Origin of the sequence: Leptospira mtsangambouensis, assembly GCF_004770475.1 — a bacterium.
Taxonomy (GTDB): domain Bacteria; phylum Spirochaetota; class Leptospiria; order Leptospirales; family Leptospiraceae; genus Leptospira_A; species Leptospira_A mtsangambouensis.
This window is the reverse complement of record NZ_RQHK01000017.1, coordinates 542,050-560,232: the sequence shown is the minus strand read 5'-3', so window position 1 is coordinate 560,232 and position 18,183 is coordinate 542,050. Positions and strand designations below refer to the sequence as shown.

Below are 18,183 nucleotides of genomic sequence, written 5' to 3'. Positions count from 1 at the left end.
AGTCCTTGAATAAAGTATAGCATCGAAAGGAAGATGAAGTGGATTCTTTAAGAAGTAAAGAAAATTTGAATCAATTTGAATCAATATTTGGAAAAACAAATCAACCGCCTCGTTTATTTCAGGCACCCGCTAGAATCAATATAATAGGGGAACATGTTGATTATTTGGGTGGAACTGTTCTCCCAGCAGCCATTGATTTTTTTGTCCAAGTATTATTGCGACCCAATGAATCTCAAAACTATCGTTTGCATTCGGTTTCCTATAACGAAACAGTAGAACTCAAAAAACCATTATCACCCAATTCAAAATCTCCATGGGTTGACTACATTGCTGGTGTCATTTTTGAAATTGAAAAAAAAGGCCATGTTGTTCCTGGATTCGACTTAATCGTAGATGGAAATATTCCACAGGGTTCTGGACTTTCTTCCTCAGCTGCTTTTGAAGTGGTCACTGGTTATGCGATCAAAGAAACTTTCGGATTTTCGTTATCACGAGAGGAGATTGCATTAATCGGACAAAAAGCTGAAAATAATTTTGTGGGAACCAAATGTGGGATCATGGATCAATTCATCATTGCGGTAGGCAAAAAGGATGATTGTATTTCCTTAAATACTGAAACTCTAAAGTATTCATACCACCACTTCGACTTAGGAAACTACGAATTTTATCTAATCAACTCTAACGTTAAACATAGTTTAAAAGATAGTGCTTATAACAAACGCAGGTCGGAATGTGAATCGGCATTGGTAAAAATTAAAGCAAAGTATCCAAATTTTACACAATTGTACGATGTGAAGCTTTCAGACTCCGAAATTGAACAATGTCACCTAACAAAAGAAGAAACAAAAAGAACCAAACACGTTACTTCTGAACGAGAACGAACCAAAGTTGTGATTGAAAATTTGGAATCAGGTAATTTCAAAGAAGTTGGTTCTGCACTATTTCAAACTCATTGGTCTTTATCTAAAGAATTTGAGGTCTCTTGTCCCGAAATTGATTTCATTGTTGATTCTTTGCAGAGCCTAGGCGTCACTGGTGCGAGAATGATTGGTGGCGGATTCGGTGGATGCGTACTCGTACTAGATACCAAAGACCATTTTTCTAAAATTGAAGAAGTTTTGAAAAAAAGTTATCAACAAAAGTTTAACGTTGCGATAGACTTTTACAAGTTTCAAATTTCAGACGGGGTAAAGGAAGTTTTGATATGATCGAAAACTGGAGTGATTACACAGTTGAAAGTGGAGATTTCAAAATGGAAGTCCTCCAACAGAGATTTGTCCCCCTCCCAGAAACTGCTGTTTACTTTGAATTGTCAGGAGAAATCAACCTATACAATTCACAGGTGATGAAAGAAAATTTGGAAATTCTTATTTCCAAAGGAATCAATCACGTCTTCTTAAACTTTGAACAAGTCAGTTATATTGATAGTTCTGGACTTGGAGTTTGTCTGGGAATTCATTCTAGACTGATGAAACAAAAAGGATACATTCGAATCATATCTCCTTCGGAAAAAGTAAGATACGTTTTGGAATTAACAAAACTAAGAAGCCTGCTCCAAATTTTTCCCACTTTGGAACAAGCTGTCAGTTCAGACTAAAAGTAAGTCGGAAAAAGATATTTTAATTTGTTTATTTGTTCCTGGTTTCTCTTTTCAGGAGCAGTCACCAACGAAAACTTTGTGCTTCCCACAAGACTCGTGTCATCTGACTTTCCTAAAAGATCAATGAGTGCAGAGAGTAATTTCTTTGCTGTGTCTGCATTGGCACTTAAGTTCGCAAGAACCATTTCCAAAGTGACATGGGCTTCATCTTCTTTCCAACAATCGTAATCCGTTGACATACAAACCATTTGGTAAAGAATCTCTGCTTCTCTTGCCAGTTTTGCTTCTGGAAGGACAGTCATGTTGATGATATCTGCTCCCCAAGATCTGTACATATGAGATTCGGCTCTTGTTGAAAACAATGGCCCTTCCATACAAATCAGTGTTTTGTTGGAATGAATGGGAAGACCGATTTGTTTTGCTGCTTCTTCTACTTTTTTACCAAGACCTGGTGAAAATGGATCTGCAAAGGGAGCATGTGCCACCATACCATTTTCAAAAAAAGTTGCTGCCCGTGCTTTTGTGCGGTCAATGATTTGTGAAGGAATCACAAAATCTCTTGGAGCAATTTCTTGGCGTAAACTTCCGACAGAACTAAATGCAATGATTTCCTCTACGCCTAACTGTTTTAATGCGGCAATATTGGCTCGGGCTGGAACTTCACTTGGATTTAAAAAATGTCCTTTTCCATGTCTTGGCAAAAACGCAATTTCTTTCCCCTTAAAACGACCAATGGTGATCGTGTCAGATGGTTTGCCCCAGGGAGTTTCTGGATGGATTTCTTTGATAATTTCCATTCCATCAATTGAATATAGGCCAGTTCCACCAATGACCCCGATTTTCACTACATTTGCCATATGAATCCTCTTAAAGTGCAGTTTTCCCCCAACGATTTTGGTTGCATTCGTTTTTTACATTCGAAGACTGTAGAATGCTCATGGGAGAATTCATGAAATCCAAAATATTGTCCTTCACCACTCTTTCACTCCTGATTTTTACAGCAGGTATTACCTCGGATTCTGCTTTTGATATGTCCACACAATCGGACCGCAAGTCTGTCAGTGTTACCATTTACAATGGAGGAATTGGCCTTGTTCGAGAAACTCGTCAATTGAATTTATCAAAAGGAATTCGAACTTTACGTTTCGAAGATGTTCCTTCTCAAATCATCCCACAAACTGTAAGAGTGAAGGGAGAAGATCCTAAAAAACTCACAGTCTTTGAACAAAACTACGAATACGATTTAATTTCACCAGAACGGTTGATGGACAAATACATTGGAAAAGAAGTCACCCTTTACAATGAAACCAAAGAGAAAACAACATCCGTCAAAGCGACCCTGATTTCAAACAATGGAAACCCAGTGTATAAAATTGGAGATGAAATTTCTCTTGGATACAACGGAAGAGTGACTGTTCCTACCATTCCTGAAAATCTTTTTGCAAAACCTACACTCGTTTGGAAATTGAAAAACGATTTAGAAAAGGAACAAAACTTAGAAGTTTCTTACCAAACGAATGGACTTGGTTGGTCGGCCGATTATATCCTTGTTTTGGATAAAGAGGAAAATCTCTGCGGTCTGAACTCTTGGGTGACTTTAAATAACAACTCAGGCGCTGAATTTAAGAACGCAACTTTACAACTCGTAGCAGGAAAGGTGAATTTAATCTCCAACCAAACGAATACCTATGCAATGCAGCCTCGCTCCGTCAAAAAAACAATGATGAAAGAGTATGATGAGTCTGTCGCAGCACCGGAATTCAACCAAGAGAATTTGTCTGAATATTATTTATATACTTTGGACCAACCAACAAACATTGGTTACAACCAAACCAAACAAGTCCAATTGTTTCAATCAGAAGGAATCGAAATCAAAAAGTATTTTGTTTTTGAAAACCTACCCATGTATGAGGGAAATGAAAAAAATTTCAATAACGCAACCATCAAATACATCTTCAAAAATGCGAAGAAAAACAATTTAGGTCGCCCTCTCCCACAAGGAACCATTCGAGTTTTCAAAGCAGATTCCAAAGGAAGACAACAACTTCTAGGTGAAGATACAATCGATCACACTCCTGAAAACGAAGAAGTGAAAATTCGAACAGGACAAGCCTTTGATGTTGTGGCAAATGGAAAACGACTCTCAAACGAAGTGTTCAAACTTTCTCGTGGAGATAAATCAACTTACTCCGCAGAAATCCGAAATAGAAAAAAAGAAGAAATCGAAGTTCGGTTTTATGCAAGCCTATGGGGTGATTGGACGATCACAAAATCCTCTCATAAATTTACAAAAGAATCCGCAACAAGAGCTTATGCAGATGTTCCTTTAAAACCAAACGAAACAGTCACTGTAGAATATACTGTAGAGACTAAGTACCACTAATGGAAAATAAATATGACGTAATCATTATCGGTTCTGGTATTGGTGGCCTCACGGCCGCCTCTATCCTTTCTCAAGTTGCCAAAAAGAAAGTGCTAGTTTTGGAACGTCATTTTAAGTTAGGCGGTTTCACCCATACCTTCAAACGACTTGGAAAGTTTGAATGGGATGTGGGAATCCATTATATTGGGGACTTGGGGGAAGGTTCGATGTTACGAACTCTTTTTGATTCCATCACAAAAAAAGGTGTGAAGTGGAACAAAATGCAAGAGCCGTTCGAAGTTTTCGATTATCCCGGTTTTAGTTTTCCTGTGTACGGAAAAAAAGAAAAATTTGTATCTGACTTAAAACTTAAGTTTCCTTCAGAATCAGAAGCCATTGACAGATACTTTCGGGATGTCGAAACCTTTACCCAATGGTTTGGAAGGCATTTTACTCTCAAAGCCTTACCATCCGTATTTGAAAAGGCTGCAAAATTTTTAAACTTAAACCATATCCCTACTCCTTATATCACCACCAAAGAATATATGGACACCCATATTCAGGATGAAAACTTAAGGGCACTTCTTTGTTCACAGTGGGGTGATTATGGTCTACCTCCAGCTACATCTTCCTTTGCCATTCATTCCATGATTGTTGCACATTACTTTAATGGTGGTTATTTTCCGATTGGTGGTTCTTCCAAAATTGTTGAATCCATTGAACCCATTGTGGAAGAAAACGGTGGGAGTTTAAAAATCCTCCATACGGTTAAAGAAATCCTTATCGAGGGAGACAAAGCAATCGGTGTGAAAGTTGAAGTTCAAAAAGGTAAAACTTTTTCTGAACAGGAATTTTTTGCAGATGTGATTGTTTCGGATGCAGGTGCATATACCACCTACAACAAACTATTACCAAAAGAATATTCTTCTTCCTTTCAAAAACCTTTGGAAACTCTTAGCACACAAGGAACAACATCCATCACATTGTATATTGGATTTAAAGAATCTCCGACAAAACTCGGATTCCACGGCGAAAACCATTGGATTTTCCCTGACATAAACCATGACGCTAGTTATGCGAAACGAAATGATTTGGCGGAGGGGAAACCTCCTATGATGTATCTTTCCTTTCCTTCTTTAAAAAATCCGGAAGCAGAAGGCCACACTGCCGAAGCGATTAGTTTTGCCGACTACTCGCTATTTGCCAAATGGAAGGACGAACCTTGGAAAAAACGGGGAGAAGAATACAGCCAACTCAAAGAAACCATCACCGAAGGGATGTTAGAATTTTTAGAAAAACGATATCCTGGGTTCCGCGATTTAATCGAATTCACAGAACTCTCCACCCCCATCACTACTGAATTTTTTACCGGACATAAAGAAGGGTCCATTTATGGACTTTCCTGTACACCGGAGCGCTTCAAACAAGAATGGTTAGGTGTGAGGACAACGATCAAAAATCTTTACCTAACGGGAGCGGATGCCTGCTCTCCTGGAGTGGCAGGTGCCCTAATGGGTGGTGTTGCTGCTGCTTCTGTGGTTTTAGGACTAACGGGGACACTTCGGCTGATGAAAGAACTTTTCCAAAAGAGCCAAGAAAGCAGTTGACAATTGGTTTAAGATTTGATAGTTTGATATTAAATTAATGGGAACAAAATTCAAAGGATCTAAAAAAGAAGTACAGGCGCTGGATGCGTTCATTAAGTTGAAACGAGCTGCCGAGTCTCTATCTTCCCGACTCATTTCTGAATTTACCAAATGGAATATTTCAGAAAGTCAGTTTGGAGTTTTGGAGACCTTGTACCATTTGGGACCACTTTGCCAAAAAGAACTCGGGGACAAAATTCTAAAGAGTACAGGAAACATCACACTTGTGATCGATAACTTGGAAAAAAGAAGTTTAGTGGAACGTGTCCGAGGGGTGGAAGACAGAAGGTTTATTTCTGTCCACCTAACAAACGATGGGAAAAAACTCATTGAACAAGTTTTCCCTGATCATGTAAAACGGATCACTTCTGAGTTTGCTGTTTTATCACCTGAAGAACAAGAAGTTCTAGGAAAGATCTGCAAAAAACTCGGAAAAAAAACCGAAGCCATCTGTAAGTAAATTAATCACGGTAATCCATTACCAATCGAAATCCAGCTCGCCTATCTTCGGATAGGTTGGGAATCCCGCCGTAAGATCTAGCCGTCGCCGTCGAATTTTTTGCTGAATCGGAATAAGAACCGCCACGAACCACTTTGTAAATTTTTCCAAAAGAAAAGTTTTTGATATGATGTCCTGGATACAATTGATAATCACTGGATGTCCATTCCGGTGCATTCCCACACATTCCGATAGCTCCATAGGGACTTGCACCCTCTGTGGATAATTCTAATACAGACTGAGCTTTCCCAATTTTTGATTCTCTCGTATTGCAATACAAAGAATCGTATTCATCTCCAAAAGGATATTTGGTCGCAATGATTTGGTAACCTAAGGTTTCATCTCTGTTGGTGAATTCAATCACACCAGGCCCTCGGGCCGCTTTTTCCCATTCCCACTCCGTAGGAATGCGTTTTCCCACCCAACTTGCATACCGCTCCACTTCCCTATAAGTCAAATGGACCACCGGAAAGTCCCCTTCTCCGTCGGGATATTTTCCACCAATCCAATGAGGGGGACTTTGAGTATTGGTTTGTTTTAGAAAATAAGCATATTCTGCATTGGTGACTTCGTACTTATCGATATAAAAGGATGGGATCTCTTTTAAGCTGGAAGGTTTTGGTTCTAAAAAATAAGGATTAAAACTATCACTGGAAGGATCAGTTCCTTGGCCGTATAAAAAAAGACCTCGGCTAACAAGAACCATTTCCTTTCTATCCTTAGGATGAAAAACAGTTTTTCTAGGTGGAGTAAATCTTCCTTTAAAAAAAGCATCTGGTTCTGTAAAAAAATCTTCTTCAATATAACTAGAAATATAAGCGTCAGTTGTGATCTCTTTCATTTTTGAATCTAGATCAGGTTTGTAATCACCTACTAACACCACTTCAATGAATTGATTTTTTTTATTTATATGTTTTTCTTCCCAGACTGTATCTCGGACGACAAGAGACCCTTGTTTGATATTGGTAAGTTTTTGATACACGGGAAATTCCTTTGTATCAGCAAATAAAGACTTAATTTCACCAAGTGAAAGTTTTGAAATCCTTTGGTTACGATAAATTCGAACTTTGATCCAAAGTCTATTTTTATAAACACCGACCACTTCGCCTTTCCAAAGTTGAACTTTCCTTTTAGTCGATGCAAAAGGTGATTCTTCCGAAGTTTCCTCTTGTGAAACCAAGGGTGAGATCACAATTCCCCAAACGAATAGAATCATTAACAAGTTTTTCATACTGTCTTTTATCATCATCGGCCTATTTTGCCGAAACCTTTTGATTGAAATTTCCTGTGCGTGTATACAATCTGTGGGAAAGGAAAATGCGAAATTGATCGAGTTTCAGTACAAACGAGAGAAGGAAAATATCTTAATTTCCCTCAAAACGGATTCTACCCAGATTGGTACCTTCCACCGAATCGCTACGATCATTTATGCTCTTAAAATGGACATCCTTTCCGGCGAACTTAGTACAGTTATTGAGAAAGGCAGAGAATTTACAATCGATTCGTTCATTTTACAAGCAGATGGTGGGGATACCACCCAGGCAGCTTTCAAACTGGGAATGATGATGGATTCATTATTTTCAAAGAATACCAAGTTTGAAGAAATTTTGGAGAAATTACAAATCCAAGAACCAGCCGTTGCGACCTTCTTTCGTGAAACACCAGAATTTATTTTTAGCGATCTTCCAGAACGAAATGAAACTTGTCTGTATTTGGAAAGTAGTGCGGGAAGAGGTTTGTTGTATTATGTATCTCGCATTTTAATGCAAAACCAAATTAACATTCGTAGTGCGACCATTGAAACGGACTTTGAAACAGGCCGGGCCAAAGATAGTTTTTATTTAACAGATGCATCGGGGAAGATGTTTGCTTCTTCTGATCTTGCTGACAAAATCAGAAGAGAAATTCTAGCCCCGATCCAATCGAACTCTCGTTAGAGATTAGTTTTTACAAAGGACTTTCAAAGAAGTAGCTTTGTCTACTTTGGGAGCCTTTCCGTTAGAAAAACGGTAAGCCAAACCAGACTTCTTGTCCACTTCAGTTTTGGTCCAATATTTCTCTTCGCTAGATTTGATCTCTTTGGGAGCTGTTGCAGCAAATTTTACGAGATCATCTTTAGAAGGAACCACACCACCTACTGATTTACAATACGCAGCTGCTTCAGACCATTTTTTAGAAGCTACTTTGTCTACTAGGAACCCAGCAGTAGATTCTTCTGCAGCTTGCGCCTCTTCTACTTTTTTCTCAGGTTCTGCAGCCACTGGTTTTGTTTGTGCATCCGCTGGAACAGAAGCAGTCGCCACTGGAGTTTGTGCCTTTGTTTTGAAATATTTCACGTATCCTAAGTACCCGATCGCAAGTACTCCGGCGAGAACCAAAAATAGATACACTCCATTTCCTGATTCTTTCGTTTGGGATGATCCTTCGGAATGAGATACCGGGGATTGAAGGGAAACTTGAGCTGACTCATCGTTTCTGAAAAGCGATGCACTTTCGTTTCTTGTAGATTGTTTCTTAACCGTATTTGTTTTCTTAGCCGCTTTTTTAACAGCCTTCTTCTTAGCGGCAGATGATGATTTTTTCGTTGCCATAATGATAATCCTTATTGCCGAGACAATTCTAATTATAGTTATCACATAAAAACAAAAAAAGCTGAAGAACTTCTTCTCAAATTTGTTTTTTTTTAAATTTTTTTTAAGTGTGTTTCCCTTTCTCCTACGAAATCGTGATCCTAGATGAAAGAAGTTCGTATTGGTCTATTGGGTGCCGGAGTTGTCGGCACTAGCTTACTCCAACTCTTGGATAAAAACCGAGAAAAAATCCAACGTCATTATGGAATCAACTTACAACTAACGACCATTGCCACCCGTAGCCCGGGAAAACTCCAAGGTAAAACGAACGTTCCTGTAACAGACGATGTACTATCTGTTACAAATCGTTCGGATATCGATATGATTGTTGAATTGATAGGCGGAACCGATACAGCTTACCAAGCCGTTCGTTCCGCATTAGAAAATGGTAAAACCGTCATCACGGCCAATAAGGCATTGTTATCCGAAAAAGGTCGGGAATTGTATCCAATCTCCGCAAAAACAGGAGCTGAGCTAGGTTATGAGGCAGCAGTGGCTGGCTCCATTCCCATCATCCGCACTTTACGAGATGGACTCTCGTCCTGTGAATTTGAAGTCATTTGCGGAATCCTGAACGGAACTACAAATTTTATATTAACCAAAATGGAACAAGAGGCCTGGGATTATGCAACGGCACTGAAAAAAGCACAAGATCTGGGATTTGCAGAAGCAGACCCAACCTTCGATGTGGAAGGGATCGACGCTGGTCATAAAATCAGTTTGCTTGCAAGCCTTGCCTTCCGTGAGTACGTTTCGTTCGCATCCCTTTCCGTAAAAGGAATTTCCGATCTACAATCATTGGACATCCAGTCCGCACTTTCTCTTGGATACCGAATTAAACTTTTAGGAATCTCTAAACGAAGTTCGGCGGGTGTTCTCACAAAAGTCCATCCGACACTTGTTCCTCTCGACCATCCATTAGCAAATGTGATGAATGAATCCAATGCAGTTTTCTATAAAACCAAAGAAGCCGATTCAGGTATGATCACGGGAAAGGGAGCTGGGGGAATGCCGACTGCAAGTGCGGTTCTCTCCGACATCATTTACTACGCATCCCGACTCGGAAGCAAAGATATCGCAAAAGAGAATAATCTATTTCCGGAAGCGAAAGCCTTTCCAGAGCCTGACAATTTGGTTCGTTATTACTTACGTTTTTCCACAGTGGACAAACCTGGGGTTCTTGCTGAAATTTCTCAGGTGCTTGGCCGTCATAATATTTCAATTGCATCCGTCCAACAGAAGGAGTCCACCTCAGAACCTGTGTCTGTGATTGTTGTCACACACGGGGCAACAGAAGGGGAATTTCAAAAATCTCTGCAGGAAATTGATACTATGTCGACCATCATCAAACAGAAAACTGTGGCCATCCGGCTTTTGGAAAAACTGTAACTCGCCATGGCGGATTTACAGTTTCCATCCCTGGATCTCAAAACAGAATTCATTGAAATCAAAGGGGAACGAGTTCTGGTTGTTTCCTTTGTAGGCCAGATCACCAATACTAATGCATATGAGATCAATCGGAATATATCTGTGATCTTCAGAGATTCCGTGTTTAATATCATTTTGGAATTAACCAAATTGGATTATATCAACAGCATTGGGGTGGCGACACTCATCGGTATCATCAAAACAGTAGAAAGCCATCATGGAAAAATTATGATAGGGGGGCTCAATCATTTTCTAGAAAATGTGATTCGGCTAATGGATTTACCGCGTAAGGTTCAGATTTTTAATACCAAACAAGAAGCCATTACAAACTGGGAACCGTAACCTGCGGACTCGGTTCCTTTTTTTTCCAAAGTTCTTCTTCAATTAAATCCAAAAGATGAGAAAGTCCTTCGCGGGTTACCGCAGAAACAAGGAGTGCTTCGTTTTTTTCAAAGGAGGCTCTTGTTTCCTCATCCAACCCATCTGCTTTGTTAAAAACTACCATTCTCGGAATTTCATTCAATTGTAAAGAATTGAGAATGGTATCCACAGCTTCCATTTGTTCCGCATAATTAGAGTTTGTGGAATCGACCACATGGAGTAATAAATCTGCATCTCCTAATTCCTCAAGAGTTGCCTTAAAGGCTTGGGAAAGATCCGGTGGAAGGTCATGGATGAATCCCACCGTATCAGAAATGATGATTTCTCTTTCTTCTGGAAAACGAATCCTACGAGTTGTAGGATCCAAAGTTGCAAATAATTTGTCTTCGGCAATGACAGTCGAATTGGTGAGAGCATTGAGCAGTGTTGACTTTCCGGCATTCGTATAACCAACAATTCCCACAATGGGGATTTCATTTCGGGAACGAGCCTTGCGGTTTAATTCCCTGCGACGTTTGAGATCTTTTAGTTCATTTTCCAAACGAGTGATTTTTTCTTCCACACGTCTGTTTCCAATTTCCAACTTAGTTTCCCCAGGCCCTCTACCACCGATACCACCCGTTAGGCGACTCATATTGTCATCCAATTCGGAAAGTCGGTTTTTTAAATATTTGAGTTGGGCAAGTTCTACTTGGAGTTTTCCATCTCTTGATTTTGCATTTTTGGAAAAGATATCCAAAATCAGTTGGGTGCGATCGATGATTTTTAAATCACTGGCATCAGAGATTTTTTTGGCCTGGGAAGGTGTGAGTTCCAAATCAAAAATCAAATGTTCAATGTCTTTGTGTACTGATGTTAAAATGATTTCTTGTAACTTACCCTTTCCCACAACAGTTCTGGGATCGGGATCTCTTTTTTGGACATAGGTATCCACAACATGGATTCCAGCTGTGCGACAAAGTTCTTTGAGTTCTGCCATCGAATGTTCCGGTGAACGTTTCATTTTCCTGACATCATACACACCCACAAGGAAGGCTCTGTTTTCTTTTTGAGATTCTTTGAGGTTGGAAGTTTTTTTTGTGAATTCGGATTCGAGTGCTTCCACTTGTTCCGAATATCCATACTTCAACTGGCCTGGGTATTGTTTGGGAGAAAGGATCCAAGGTTCCTTTGCATCGGGATCTGGATTGATAAAGGCTGAAAAAAAGAATTTGGGAATTCCATCAGAACCAACACAAGCGGCGGTAATGGAATCAAATCGGTTGAGAACAAGGTCCATCAAATCTTCTTGGTTTAACGGATGTTCTTTGAGGTGCGTGTGAAAGAGTCGAAGGCCACGAAGCCTAGAATGGGCTACGCGATAACGATCCAAGTGCGGAATTTCGATGGAGTGATCATTCCCAACAATCAAATGAGTGACATAACCTGTCCTTTCGATGAGGAGGCCGATCTGCCTACCAATTTCCACTGAAATCTCACCCACGAGCCTTGCCAGGTCCATGGAGATGATAAAATCCTCCCGAAGACGCCTTTCGGAGAGAGATTTTAACTTTTTTACCTGGTTTGGCTTGAGACCAGCTAGATTGCCGCTAATTTTACTTATAGTACGTATCCGATATTCAAAGTATGGAAGTAGGCTATCAGATGTTTCAAAAGGGTCAAGACATAATTTGGAAGAGCAGTTTATGGGTGGTCCTTGTTCTGTTGATAGGTTGTTCCAGTTCCAAACCATACCAGTTAACAGATGTTTCACCAAAGTATAAAGAATACCAAGGAAGTGATTTAGATCCTCATAAAACAAAGGATGTGATCATCCCTGTCACCAATAATCGTAAATATGATGATTTTATACAAGAAGCGCATAAGACCATTGCTCTATTAGAATTTGGCGAAAATGTTGCCCTTCGTGCTGATAGCAAAAAAACTGTAGGAGAGCCTGTTACGAAAGAAATGCAGGCAGCCGCCTATTTGGAAGAAGATCTTCCACAAATTGTATCCAAACTTCCTGGACTTTTACAAACCAACCAAGACTTAATTGATAGCACTCCCAATGATTTTGATGGGCCAGCCATCGGACGTGTGAGTCATGAATTAGGTAATATTTTAGACTCACTTAAAGAATTTAATTCCAAAGCCATTGGAATCCAAAATGCGATCCGACATTTAAGATCTGACTCAGGGAACTACAACCAAGGAAAAGAAGTTACTGAAGTAGAAACTAAACCTGTTGTGGCAGATCCTGTGATTGCACCAGTAGAGGAACCGAAGAAAAAACCGGAAAAAATTATTTTCAAAAAAGAAGATACAAGTTCAAAGATTTCTATTAAAAGACTCAATCGCAAAACAAAAGTTACAGGAAAAGCCAAAGCGAATGAACAAATCAATGAACTAGTCAAAAAAGAAGAGGAAGAAGTTCTTTCTGATGAAGAAAAAAAAGACAGAGAATATACGGACCAGATCCGGAATGGACTTGTCCAAGTATTTCAATGGGAATATTACCGCAAACCTCAGAAACTAGAAAAGATTTTATCCACACATCCTATTCCACGTGTTCGCTCTGCTGCTGCTCTTGCACTGGGTCGTTTGAAAGCAGGCCGGGTCAGTTTACAGAATGCTATTGATAAAGACGGATACCAAGTAAGACCTGCTGCTTATAAAGCATTGTCTGATCTTGGAGACAAAAGGTCCCTATCTTATTTTATCGCAGGAACGAAAGCAGAAGATCCAGAAGTGATTGCTGTGAGTTATGAAGGTCTTGGAAAAACAAGAGACCCAGCTGGTAGGGAAATGATTCTCACAACTGGTCTTGCCTCCGAATATGTTGTGATTGTTTCTGGTGCACTCCGAGGACTCGCTTATCATAAATTAGATGCTGATGTTGAAGTTTTTGATAAATTTTTAAAGTCAAACGATAATGAAATCAAAGAAGCAGCACTCGAAGCACTGGCCATCCATGGAAGTCGAGAAAGCCTAAGAATTTTAGAACGAGTTGTGGTGGAAGAACCAAGTCTTGCGCTGACGGCTGTCGATGAAATTAGCAAAAATCCAACCCTCTCTGCCACATTTGCTCTCATTCGATTGAATGAATCCCAAACCGATGAAAAACTCAATAAACGAATTGGGGAATCATTACTTCGTCGCAAAGCTTTTGGCAAATATGCAATCATCTTAGTCCAAGATGATTATCTTCGAGCAGAACCAAACGAACGTTCGAGACCATTGTCTTACATTAAAAATAAAGAAATTGGTCTGATCCTTTCTGAAACGAAAAAGGAATTTGCAGTTCGAATCGGAGAAGATATTTTAACTGATAAATACATCCAAGTCAAAATGGAATCCACTCTACCTGGTGCTCGGGGAGCGTTTGTCACTGGTTGGGTGTTTTATCCAAAACTAGATATCATTGAAGTGAAACAATTGGGAAGTGATGGAAACTCTGGAAAATATTCCAATTTGAAAAAAGGAAAACATAATAATCTCTTCAACCCGATTGAAGAGATTAAAGTCCCTAGAAAGGAATAGATTTTCCTTTAGAAAGAGCGGTGGGAACCCATTCCACCGTACCTTGTTTGAGTGGGACTTTGGGGATCATCCAATGAAGCCCACAAAACCAAGGTAAAAACAAAGAAGAAAACGGCATCACACCAAACACGTCAAAACCAGTGGAAGCAATCACAAGAATTCCCTTGTAACCAGATTTATAAATTTGGCGCATCATCCAAAGCCCAGATGTTTGGGTTTCCATAGTCACATCAGAAACAATCATATCATAGTTTGGGTTTTTTGAAAAAAGGTCATATCCTTCTTTTGCATCCACAGCACGATCCGAGGATATATTTTTGGAGTCGAAATATGATTTTAAGTTATTCGCATAACGATCATTATCATCAACGATTAAAACTTTTTTCATATTTGGATCTCCGCTTCAGCAAATTGACTATCGTATAATTTTTTATAAATTCCGTTTTGAGAAAGTAAGGAATCATGATCCCCTTGTTCCTTGATCTCACCCTCTTCAATCACAACTATATTTTTTACACGTCGTACAGTGGAAAGACGGTGGGCAATGATGAAAGTGGTCCTATTTTTAAAAAGTCGTTCCAAAGCACGACTCACCAACCTTTCGGATTCTGCATCAAGAGCACTCGTTGCCTCATCTAAAATCATAATTTCTGCATTTCGTAACAAAGCACGAGCAATGACAAGGCGTTGCCTTTGCCCCCCGCTGAGATCAAGGCCTCGCACCCCAATGACGGTATCATAACCGTTTTCCATATTAGTAATAAAATCGTGAGCGTTGGCAAGACGGGCCGCACGAACTACTTCTTTACGAGTGGCAGCTCCCGTCCCATAAGCAATGTTATCGGCAATGGTTCCGTGAAAGAGAAAAATTTCCTGAGTGACAATTCCAATTTTTTTACGCAGAGAGTTAAGAGAAAAATTACGAATGTCGATCCCATCAATACAGATCTTTCCTGCGGTAGGATCAAAGAACCGGGGGATTAAGTCCATAAGCGTTGATTTACCAGATCCACTGGTTCCAACAAAGGCATAGGTTTCACCCAGTTTGATATCCAAGTTGATTCCTTTTAGAACTTCCTGATTGGTTCCTGGATACGAAAAATGAATGTCATCAAACTGAATCCCCTTCTCTATTTTTTCGAGGACAACTTCATCTCCATGTTCAACAACTTCCGGATCTCTATCGATAATTTCAAAAATCCTTTTCCCTGCTGAATTGGCTTGGGTGATTTTACCGACCATTTGTGAAAGTTGGGTGAGAGGGCGGAGTAAAAATAACAAGGTAAGTAGGAAGGCCATAAATTCACCTTGTGTGAACTTACCTGAATAAATGAATTTGGCACCCATCGCAAAGTATCCAAGCACCACGATGGATGATGTAAGCTCCACGAGACTTGGTGCCATCTGTAAGTAAAATTGTCCTTTAAAAGTCCTTCGGTAAACCTTATAGTTGATGTTATCAAATTTTTTAAGATCTTGTTTCTCTTGGCGAAAGGTTCTGATGACCTTAATCCCTGAAATGAATTCTTGGATATGGCTATTGAGGTCAGCGAGTTTTTCTTGGAACCTTGCTGTAGAAGAAGATATTTTTCGTGTAAACAAAGTCACCGGCATAATCACCACAGGAATTGTGAGACAAGCGAGGAGTAATAATTCTGAATTTAAATAAATCAGAATCATTAAATGAGTGACTACATAAAAGAAATTAATGACCGCATCACGTAAGTTACTCGAAATAACAGCGGCAACAATTTCAGCATCATTGATGACCCGACTCATAATAAGTCCCGTTTTTTCCTTATAAAAATAAGTCAGAGGTAACCTTTGGACTTTTTGAAATAGTTCTTGGCGAATGTCTCGAACGGCCTTATATCCAGCAGTAGCGATGCAAAAAACAGATAAAAGATAAGTTCCAAGTTTTAAAAGATAAAGTGGAAAAACGGCAATACAAACCGCCCAAACCACTTCCTTTGGCTCCATATCTTCAGTGAATTCGTTGATTTGAAGTTTTGCTGAAATGATCAAACGTTTGATTCGTTCCAATCCATCCAAACTATCAGTCCCCAGAAGCACCTCTTGGACTAAAATTGTTTTTTCAGGAAGAGTTAAATCTAAGTGAAAACGATTGTTTTTATCTCCACCTAACGAATCAAATAAGGGAATAAGTGCAGTTAGAGAAATACCATTCAAAACAGCTGTCAAAAGTGCAAACACAAGCCCCAATACAAATCGTTCTCGGTAATGCACAGAATAGGACAAAAGTCTAAAAAAATATTTCATGTGATGACTTCCTCATAGAAGTTACGAAGTAAGGTTTCTCCATGTTCGGTGAGGATGGATTCTGGATGAAACTGAACCCCAAAGACCTTATTCCATTTTCTGTGACGAATTCCCATTATGACTCCATCCTTCGTTTCGGCTGTCACTTCCAATTCATTTGGCAAAGAAACTTTTGACACAGCCCAAGAGTGGTACCGGTTGGCCATAAATCCATTGGGGATGTTTTTAAAGACACCCTGGCCATTGTGGATAATCTCTGAAGGGCGTCCATGGAATATGTCTCTTGTTTGTTCGAGTTTGGCACCAGTGACTTCAGCCAAAGCTTGGTGTCCTAAACAAATACCAAGAACCGGCAAACATTCATAGAAGGATTGTAAATGGGAGATAAGTTTTCCAGAAGTTTTAGGAAGCCCAGGACCAGGTGATAAAACCACAGCTTTGTATTTTTCATACAAATCTGCCGGCAAATCTTCATCATGGCGCATTACAGTTGTCGGTGTGATTTGGTTCAGGTATTGGTACAGAATATAAGTGAATGAATCGTAGTTGTCGATGAGAAGAAACATACTAGGAGAGAACAAGTGGAATTGGAATCCAACCCACTTGTTCTAAATCCAATTTTTTATGCGTTAGGAGTTTCGATCCCAACTCCATCATTCAGAAATTTGGAAATGATCACACGTTGGATCTGTGAAGTTCCTTCGTAGATTTGGAAAATCTTTGCATCACGCATCAATTTTTCTACAGGGTATTCTTCGTTGAATCCGTATCCACCAAAGATTTGTACTGCATCTGTTGTCACACGCATAGCCATGTCTGCACAAAATACTTTTGCAATCGATGCTTGGTATGTGTTTCTAAATCCGTTATCGATAAGCCAAGCTGATTGCCAACAGAGAAGTCTTCCTGCTTCAATATCGCGAGCCATTTCAGCGATCATAAAACTTACGCCTTGGTTTACAGAAATTGGTTTTCCGAACGCATTACGCGTGTTTGCGTATCGAATGGAATGGTCAAGTGCAGCTCGAGCCACACCCACGGCACCAATTGCCACTGCAGGACGAGTTTTGTCAAAAGCACCCATAGCAATTTTGAATCCCTCACCCTCTTTTCCAATCATGTTTTCTTTTGGAACTTTTACGTCTTCAAAAGTGACTCCACGAGTGTCGGAACAACGTTGTCCCATATTTTTTTCTTTTTTACCAACGATGATTCCTGGAGTTTTTGCATCTACGATGAATCCAGTCATACCTTTGTGGCCCGCATTTGGATCTGTTTTTGCTAAAACAAAAAACCAGTCCGCATGACCTGCGTTAGTGATCCACATTTTAGATCCATTCACAATGTATTCGTCACCCACTCGTTTGGCAGTGGTTCGAATCCCAGCTACATCCGATCCTGCACCTGGTTCGGTGACGGCATAAGCAGCAAGAGTAAAAGTTTCAGACATTGGTTGGATGAATTTTTTCATTACATAGTCATCAGCCCCAAGTAGAACAGGTGCTAATGCGAGATTGTTTGCAAGGATGGCCGTTGCCATACCTGAACAACCGTAAAATAACTCTTCTGAGGCGATGAGTTCGTCCAAAACACCGAGGCCAGCCCCACCGTATTCCACGGGGATGTGCATATTCATAAGGCCTACGTCAAAAGCTTTCTTTAAAATTTCTTTTGGATATTCACCGGTGTGGTCATGGTGTTCCGCTTTGGGAATCATTTCATTTTTGGCGAAATCTCTTGCTAAATCGCGGAGGGCTTTTTGTTCATCGGTGATGGAAAAATCAATCATGGTGTGCCTTATAGATGTTTTTTTACAGTACTTTGGAATTTTCTCT

At 39.8% G+C, this 18,183-nt stretch carries 17 protein-coding genes; 9 read left to right on the top strand and 8 right to left on the bottom strand.

Annotated elements, in window-relative coordinates; all coding sequences use genetic code 11:
• Positions 1-38 precede the first annotated feature (38 nt).
• Both galK and EHR01_RS15095 read left to right on the top strand, forming a co-directional pair.
• Positions 39-1,208, top strand: coding sequence for a galactokinase (gene galK / locus EHR01_RS15100; RefSeq protein WP_135695857.1), 1,170 nt, complete (start codon positions 39-41; stop codon positions 1,206-1,208).
• Entirely contained in the window at positions 1,205-1,597 is a 393-nt protein-coding gene (locus EHR01_RS15095; RefSeq protein ID WP_135695855.1) for an STAS domain-containing protein, read from the top strand. Before galK ends, EHR01_RS15095 begins: the two co-directional genes overlap by 4 nt.
• Here EHR01_RS15095 and mtnP read toward each other — a convergent pair.
• Positions 1,594-2,457, bottom strand: a complete 864-nt coding sequence (mtnP, locus tag EHR01_RS15090; protein WP_135695853.1) for an S-methyl-5'-thioadenosine phosphorylase — start codon at positions 2,455-2,457, stop codon at positions 1,594-1,596. The genes EHR01_RS15095 and mtnP overlap by 4 nt on opposite strands.
• A 92-nt stretch (positions 2,458-2,549) precedes the next feature.
• On the opposite strand from mtnP, the gene EHR01_RS15085 reads away from it, so the two are divergent.
• From EHR01_RS15085 to EHR01_RS15075, 3 genes are read left to right on the top strand one after another with little or no spacing between them, the layout of a single operon-like run.
• Positions 2,550-3,983 carry a DUF4139 domain-containing protein gene (locus EHR01_RS15085; protein WP_135695851.1) on the top strand — a complete coding sequence of 478 codons (1,434 nt, stop codon included), beginning with the start codon at positions 2,550-2,552 and terminating at the stop codon, positions 3,981-3,983.
• Positions 3,983-5,569 (top strand): phytoene desaturase family protein, encoded by a 1,587-nt coding sequence (locus EHR01_RS15080; RefSeq protein ID WP_135695849.1) that lies wholly within the window; start codon positions 3,983-3,985, stop codon positions 5,567-5,569. Before EHR01_RS15085 ends, EHR01_RS15080 begins: the two co-directional genes overlap by 1 nt.
• A gap of 37 nt (positions 5,570-5,606) precedes the next feature.
• Positions 5,607-6,068, top strand: a complete 462-nt coding sequence (locus tag EHR01_RS15075; protein ID WP_135695847.1) for a MarR family winged helix-turn-helix transcriptional regulator — start codon at positions 5,607-5,609, stop codon at positions 6,066-6,068.
• Position 6,069: 1 nt separating this feature from the next.
• On the opposite strand, the gene EHR01_RS15070 is transcribed toward EHR01_RS15075, so the two are convergent.
• Positions 6,070-7,338: a formylglycine-generating enzyme family protein gene (locus EHR01_RS15070; protein WP_135695845.1), complete on the bottom strand. Its 1,269-nt coding sequence runs from the start codon at positions 7,336-7,338 to the stop codon at positions 6,070-6,072.
• A 94-nt stretch (positions 7,339-7,432) separates the two neighbouring features.
• Between EHR01_RS15070 and EHR01_RS15065 the strand changes: the two genes are divergently transcribed.
• Complete coding sequence (locus tag EHR01_RS15065; protein WP_020776432.1) at positions 7,433-8,044, top strand: hypothetical protein; 612 nt, start codon at positions 7,433-7,435, stop codon at positions 8,042-8,044.
• A gap of 3 nt (positions 8,045-8,047) precedes the next feature.
• On the opposite strand, the gene EHR01_RS15060 is transcribed toward EHR01_RS15065, so the two are convergent.
• Positions 8,048-8,698: a hypothetical protein gene (locus EHR01_RS15060; RefSeq protein WP_135695843.1), complete on the bottom strand. Its 651-nt coding sequence runs from the start codon at positions 8,696-8,698 to the stop codon at positions 8,048-8,050.
• Positions 8,699-8,842: 144 nt separating this feature from the next.
• On the opposite strand from EHR01_RS15060, the gene EHR01_RS15055 reads away from it, so the two are divergent.
• Complete coding sequence (locus tag EHR01_RS15055; protein ID WP_135695841.1) at positions 8,843-10,126, top strand: homoserine dehydrogenase; 1,284 nt, start codon at positions 8,843-8,845, stop codon at positions 10,124-10,126.
• 6 nt (positions 10,127-10,132) lie between these two features.
• Entirely contained in the window at positions 10,133-10,507 is a 375-nt protein-coding gene (locus tag EHR01_RS15050) for an STAS domain-containing protein (RefSeq protein WP_135695839.1), read from the top strand.
• Here EHR01_RS15050 and hflX read toward each other — a convergent pair.
• A complete protein-coding gene (gene hflX / locus EHR01_RS15045) occupies positions 10,488-12,047 on the bottom strand; it encodes a GTPase HflX (protein WP_135695837.1) in 1,560 nt (519 codons plus the stop codon). The two genes, EHR01_RS15050 and hflX, sit on opposite strands and share 20 nt — an antisense overlap.
• A 143-nt stretch (positions 12,048-12,190) precedes the next feature.
• Here hflX and EHR01_RS15040 point away from each other — a divergent pair, with 143 nt between their 5' ends.
• Positions 12,191-14,068 (top strand): HEAT repeat domain-containing protein, encoded by a 1,878-nt coding sequence (locus tag EHR01_RS15040; RefSeq protein WP_208721793.1) that lies wholly within the window; start codon positions 12,191-12,193, stop codon positions 14,066-14,068.
• On the opposite strand, the gene EHR01_RS15035 is transcribed toward EHR01_RS15040, so the two are convergent.
• Genes EHR01_RS15035 through EHR01_RS15020 form a run of 4 tightly spaced genes read right to left on the bottom strand, consistent with a single transcriptional unit; the run spans position 14,055 to position 18,137 of the window.
• Positions 14,055-14,456, bottom strand: coding sequence for a response regulator (locus EHR01_RS15035; protein ID WP_135695835.1), 402 nt, complete (start codon positions 14,454-14,456; stop codon positions 14,055-14,057). The genes EHR01_RS15040 and EHR01_RS15035 overlap by 14 nt on opposite strands.
• Positions 14,453-16,348: an ABC transporter ATP-binding protein gene (locus EHR01_RS15030; RefSeq protein ID WP_135695833.1), complete on the bottom strand. Its 1,896-nt coding sequence runs from the start codon at positions 16,346-16,348 to the stop codon at positions 14,453-14,455. The genes EHR01_RS15035 and EHR01_RS15030 overlap by 4 nt, the downstream gene beginning before the upstream one ends.
• Complete coding sequence (locus EHR01_RS15025; RefSeq protein ID WP_135695831.1) at positions 16,345-16,914, bottom strand: anthranilate synthase component II; 570 nt, start codon at positions 16,912-16,914, stop codon at positions 16,345-16,347. The genes EHR01_RS15030 and EHR01_RS15025 overlap by 4 nt, the downstream gene beginning before the upstream one ends.
• Before the next feature lie 56 nt (positions 16,915-16,970).
• The gene (locus EHR01_RS15020; RefSeq protein WP_135695829.1) at positions 16,971-18,137 is read right to left on the bottom strand and encodes an acyl-CoA dehydrogenase family protein; all 1,167 of its coding nucleotides are present in this window, start codon (positions 18,135-18,137) and stop codon (positions 16,971-16,973) included.
• Positions 18,138-18,183 lie beyond the last annotated feature (46 nt).

Coding starts and splice junctions, on each gene's coding strand:
- EHR01_RS15095 (WP_135695855.1), top strand. CDS start 1,205: ATGATCGAAAACTGGAGTGATTACACAGTTGAAAGTGGAGATTTCAAA.
- mtnP (WP_135695853.1), bottom strand. CDS start 2,457: ATGGCAAATGTAGTGAAAATCGGGGTCATTGGTGGAACTGGCCTATAT.
- EHR01_RS15085 (WP_135695851.1), top strand. CDS start 2,550: ATGAAATCCAAAATATTGTCCTTCACCACTCTTTCACTCCTGATTTTT.
- EHR01_RS15080 (WP_135695849.1), top strand. CDS start 3,983: ATGGAAAATAAATATGACGTAATCATTATCGGTTCTGGTATTGGTGGC.
- EHR01_RS15075 (WP_135695847.1), top strand. CDS start 5,607: ATGGGAACAAAATTCAAAGGATCTAAAAAAGAAGTACAGGCGCTGGAT.
- EHR01_RS15070 (WP_135695845.1), bottom strand. CDS start 7,338: ATGAAAAACTTGTTAATGATTCTATTCGTTTGGGGAATTGTGATCTCA.
- EHR01_RS15060 (WP_135695843.1), bottom strand. CDS start 8,698: ATGGCAACGAAAAAATCATCATCTGCCGCTAAGAAGAAGGCTGTTAAA.
- EHR01_RS15055 (WP_135695841.1), top strand. CDS start 8,843: ATGAAAGAAGTTCGTATTGGTCTATTGGGTGCCGGAGTTGTCGGCACT.
- EHR01_RS15050 (WP_135695839.1), top strand. CDS start 10,133: ATGGCGGATTTACAGTTTCCATCCCTGGATCTCAAAACAGAATTCATT.
- hflX (WP_135695837.1), bottom strand. CDS start 12,047: ATGGACCTGGCAAGGCTCGTGGGTGAGATTTCAGTGGAAATTGGTAGG.
- EHR01_RS15040 (WP_208721793.1), top strand. CDS start 12,191: ATGTTTCAAAAGGGTCAAGACATAATTTGGAAGAGCAGTTTATGGGTG.
- EHR01_RS15035 (WP_135695835.1), bottom strand. CDS start 14,456: ATGAAAAAAGTTTTAATCGTTGATGATAATGATCGTTATGCGAATAAC.
- EHR01_RS15030 (WP_135695833.1), bottom strand. CDS start 16,348: ATGAAATATTTTTTTAGACTTTTGTCCTATTCTGTGCATTACCGAGAA.
- EHR01_RS15025 (WP_135695831.1), bottom strand. CDS start 16,914: ATGTTTCTTCTCATCGACAACTACGATTCATTCACTTATATTCTGTAC.
- EHR01_RS15020 (WP_135695829.1), bottom strand. CDS start 18,137: ATGATTGATTTTTCCATCACCGATGAACAAAAAGCCCTCCGCGATTTA.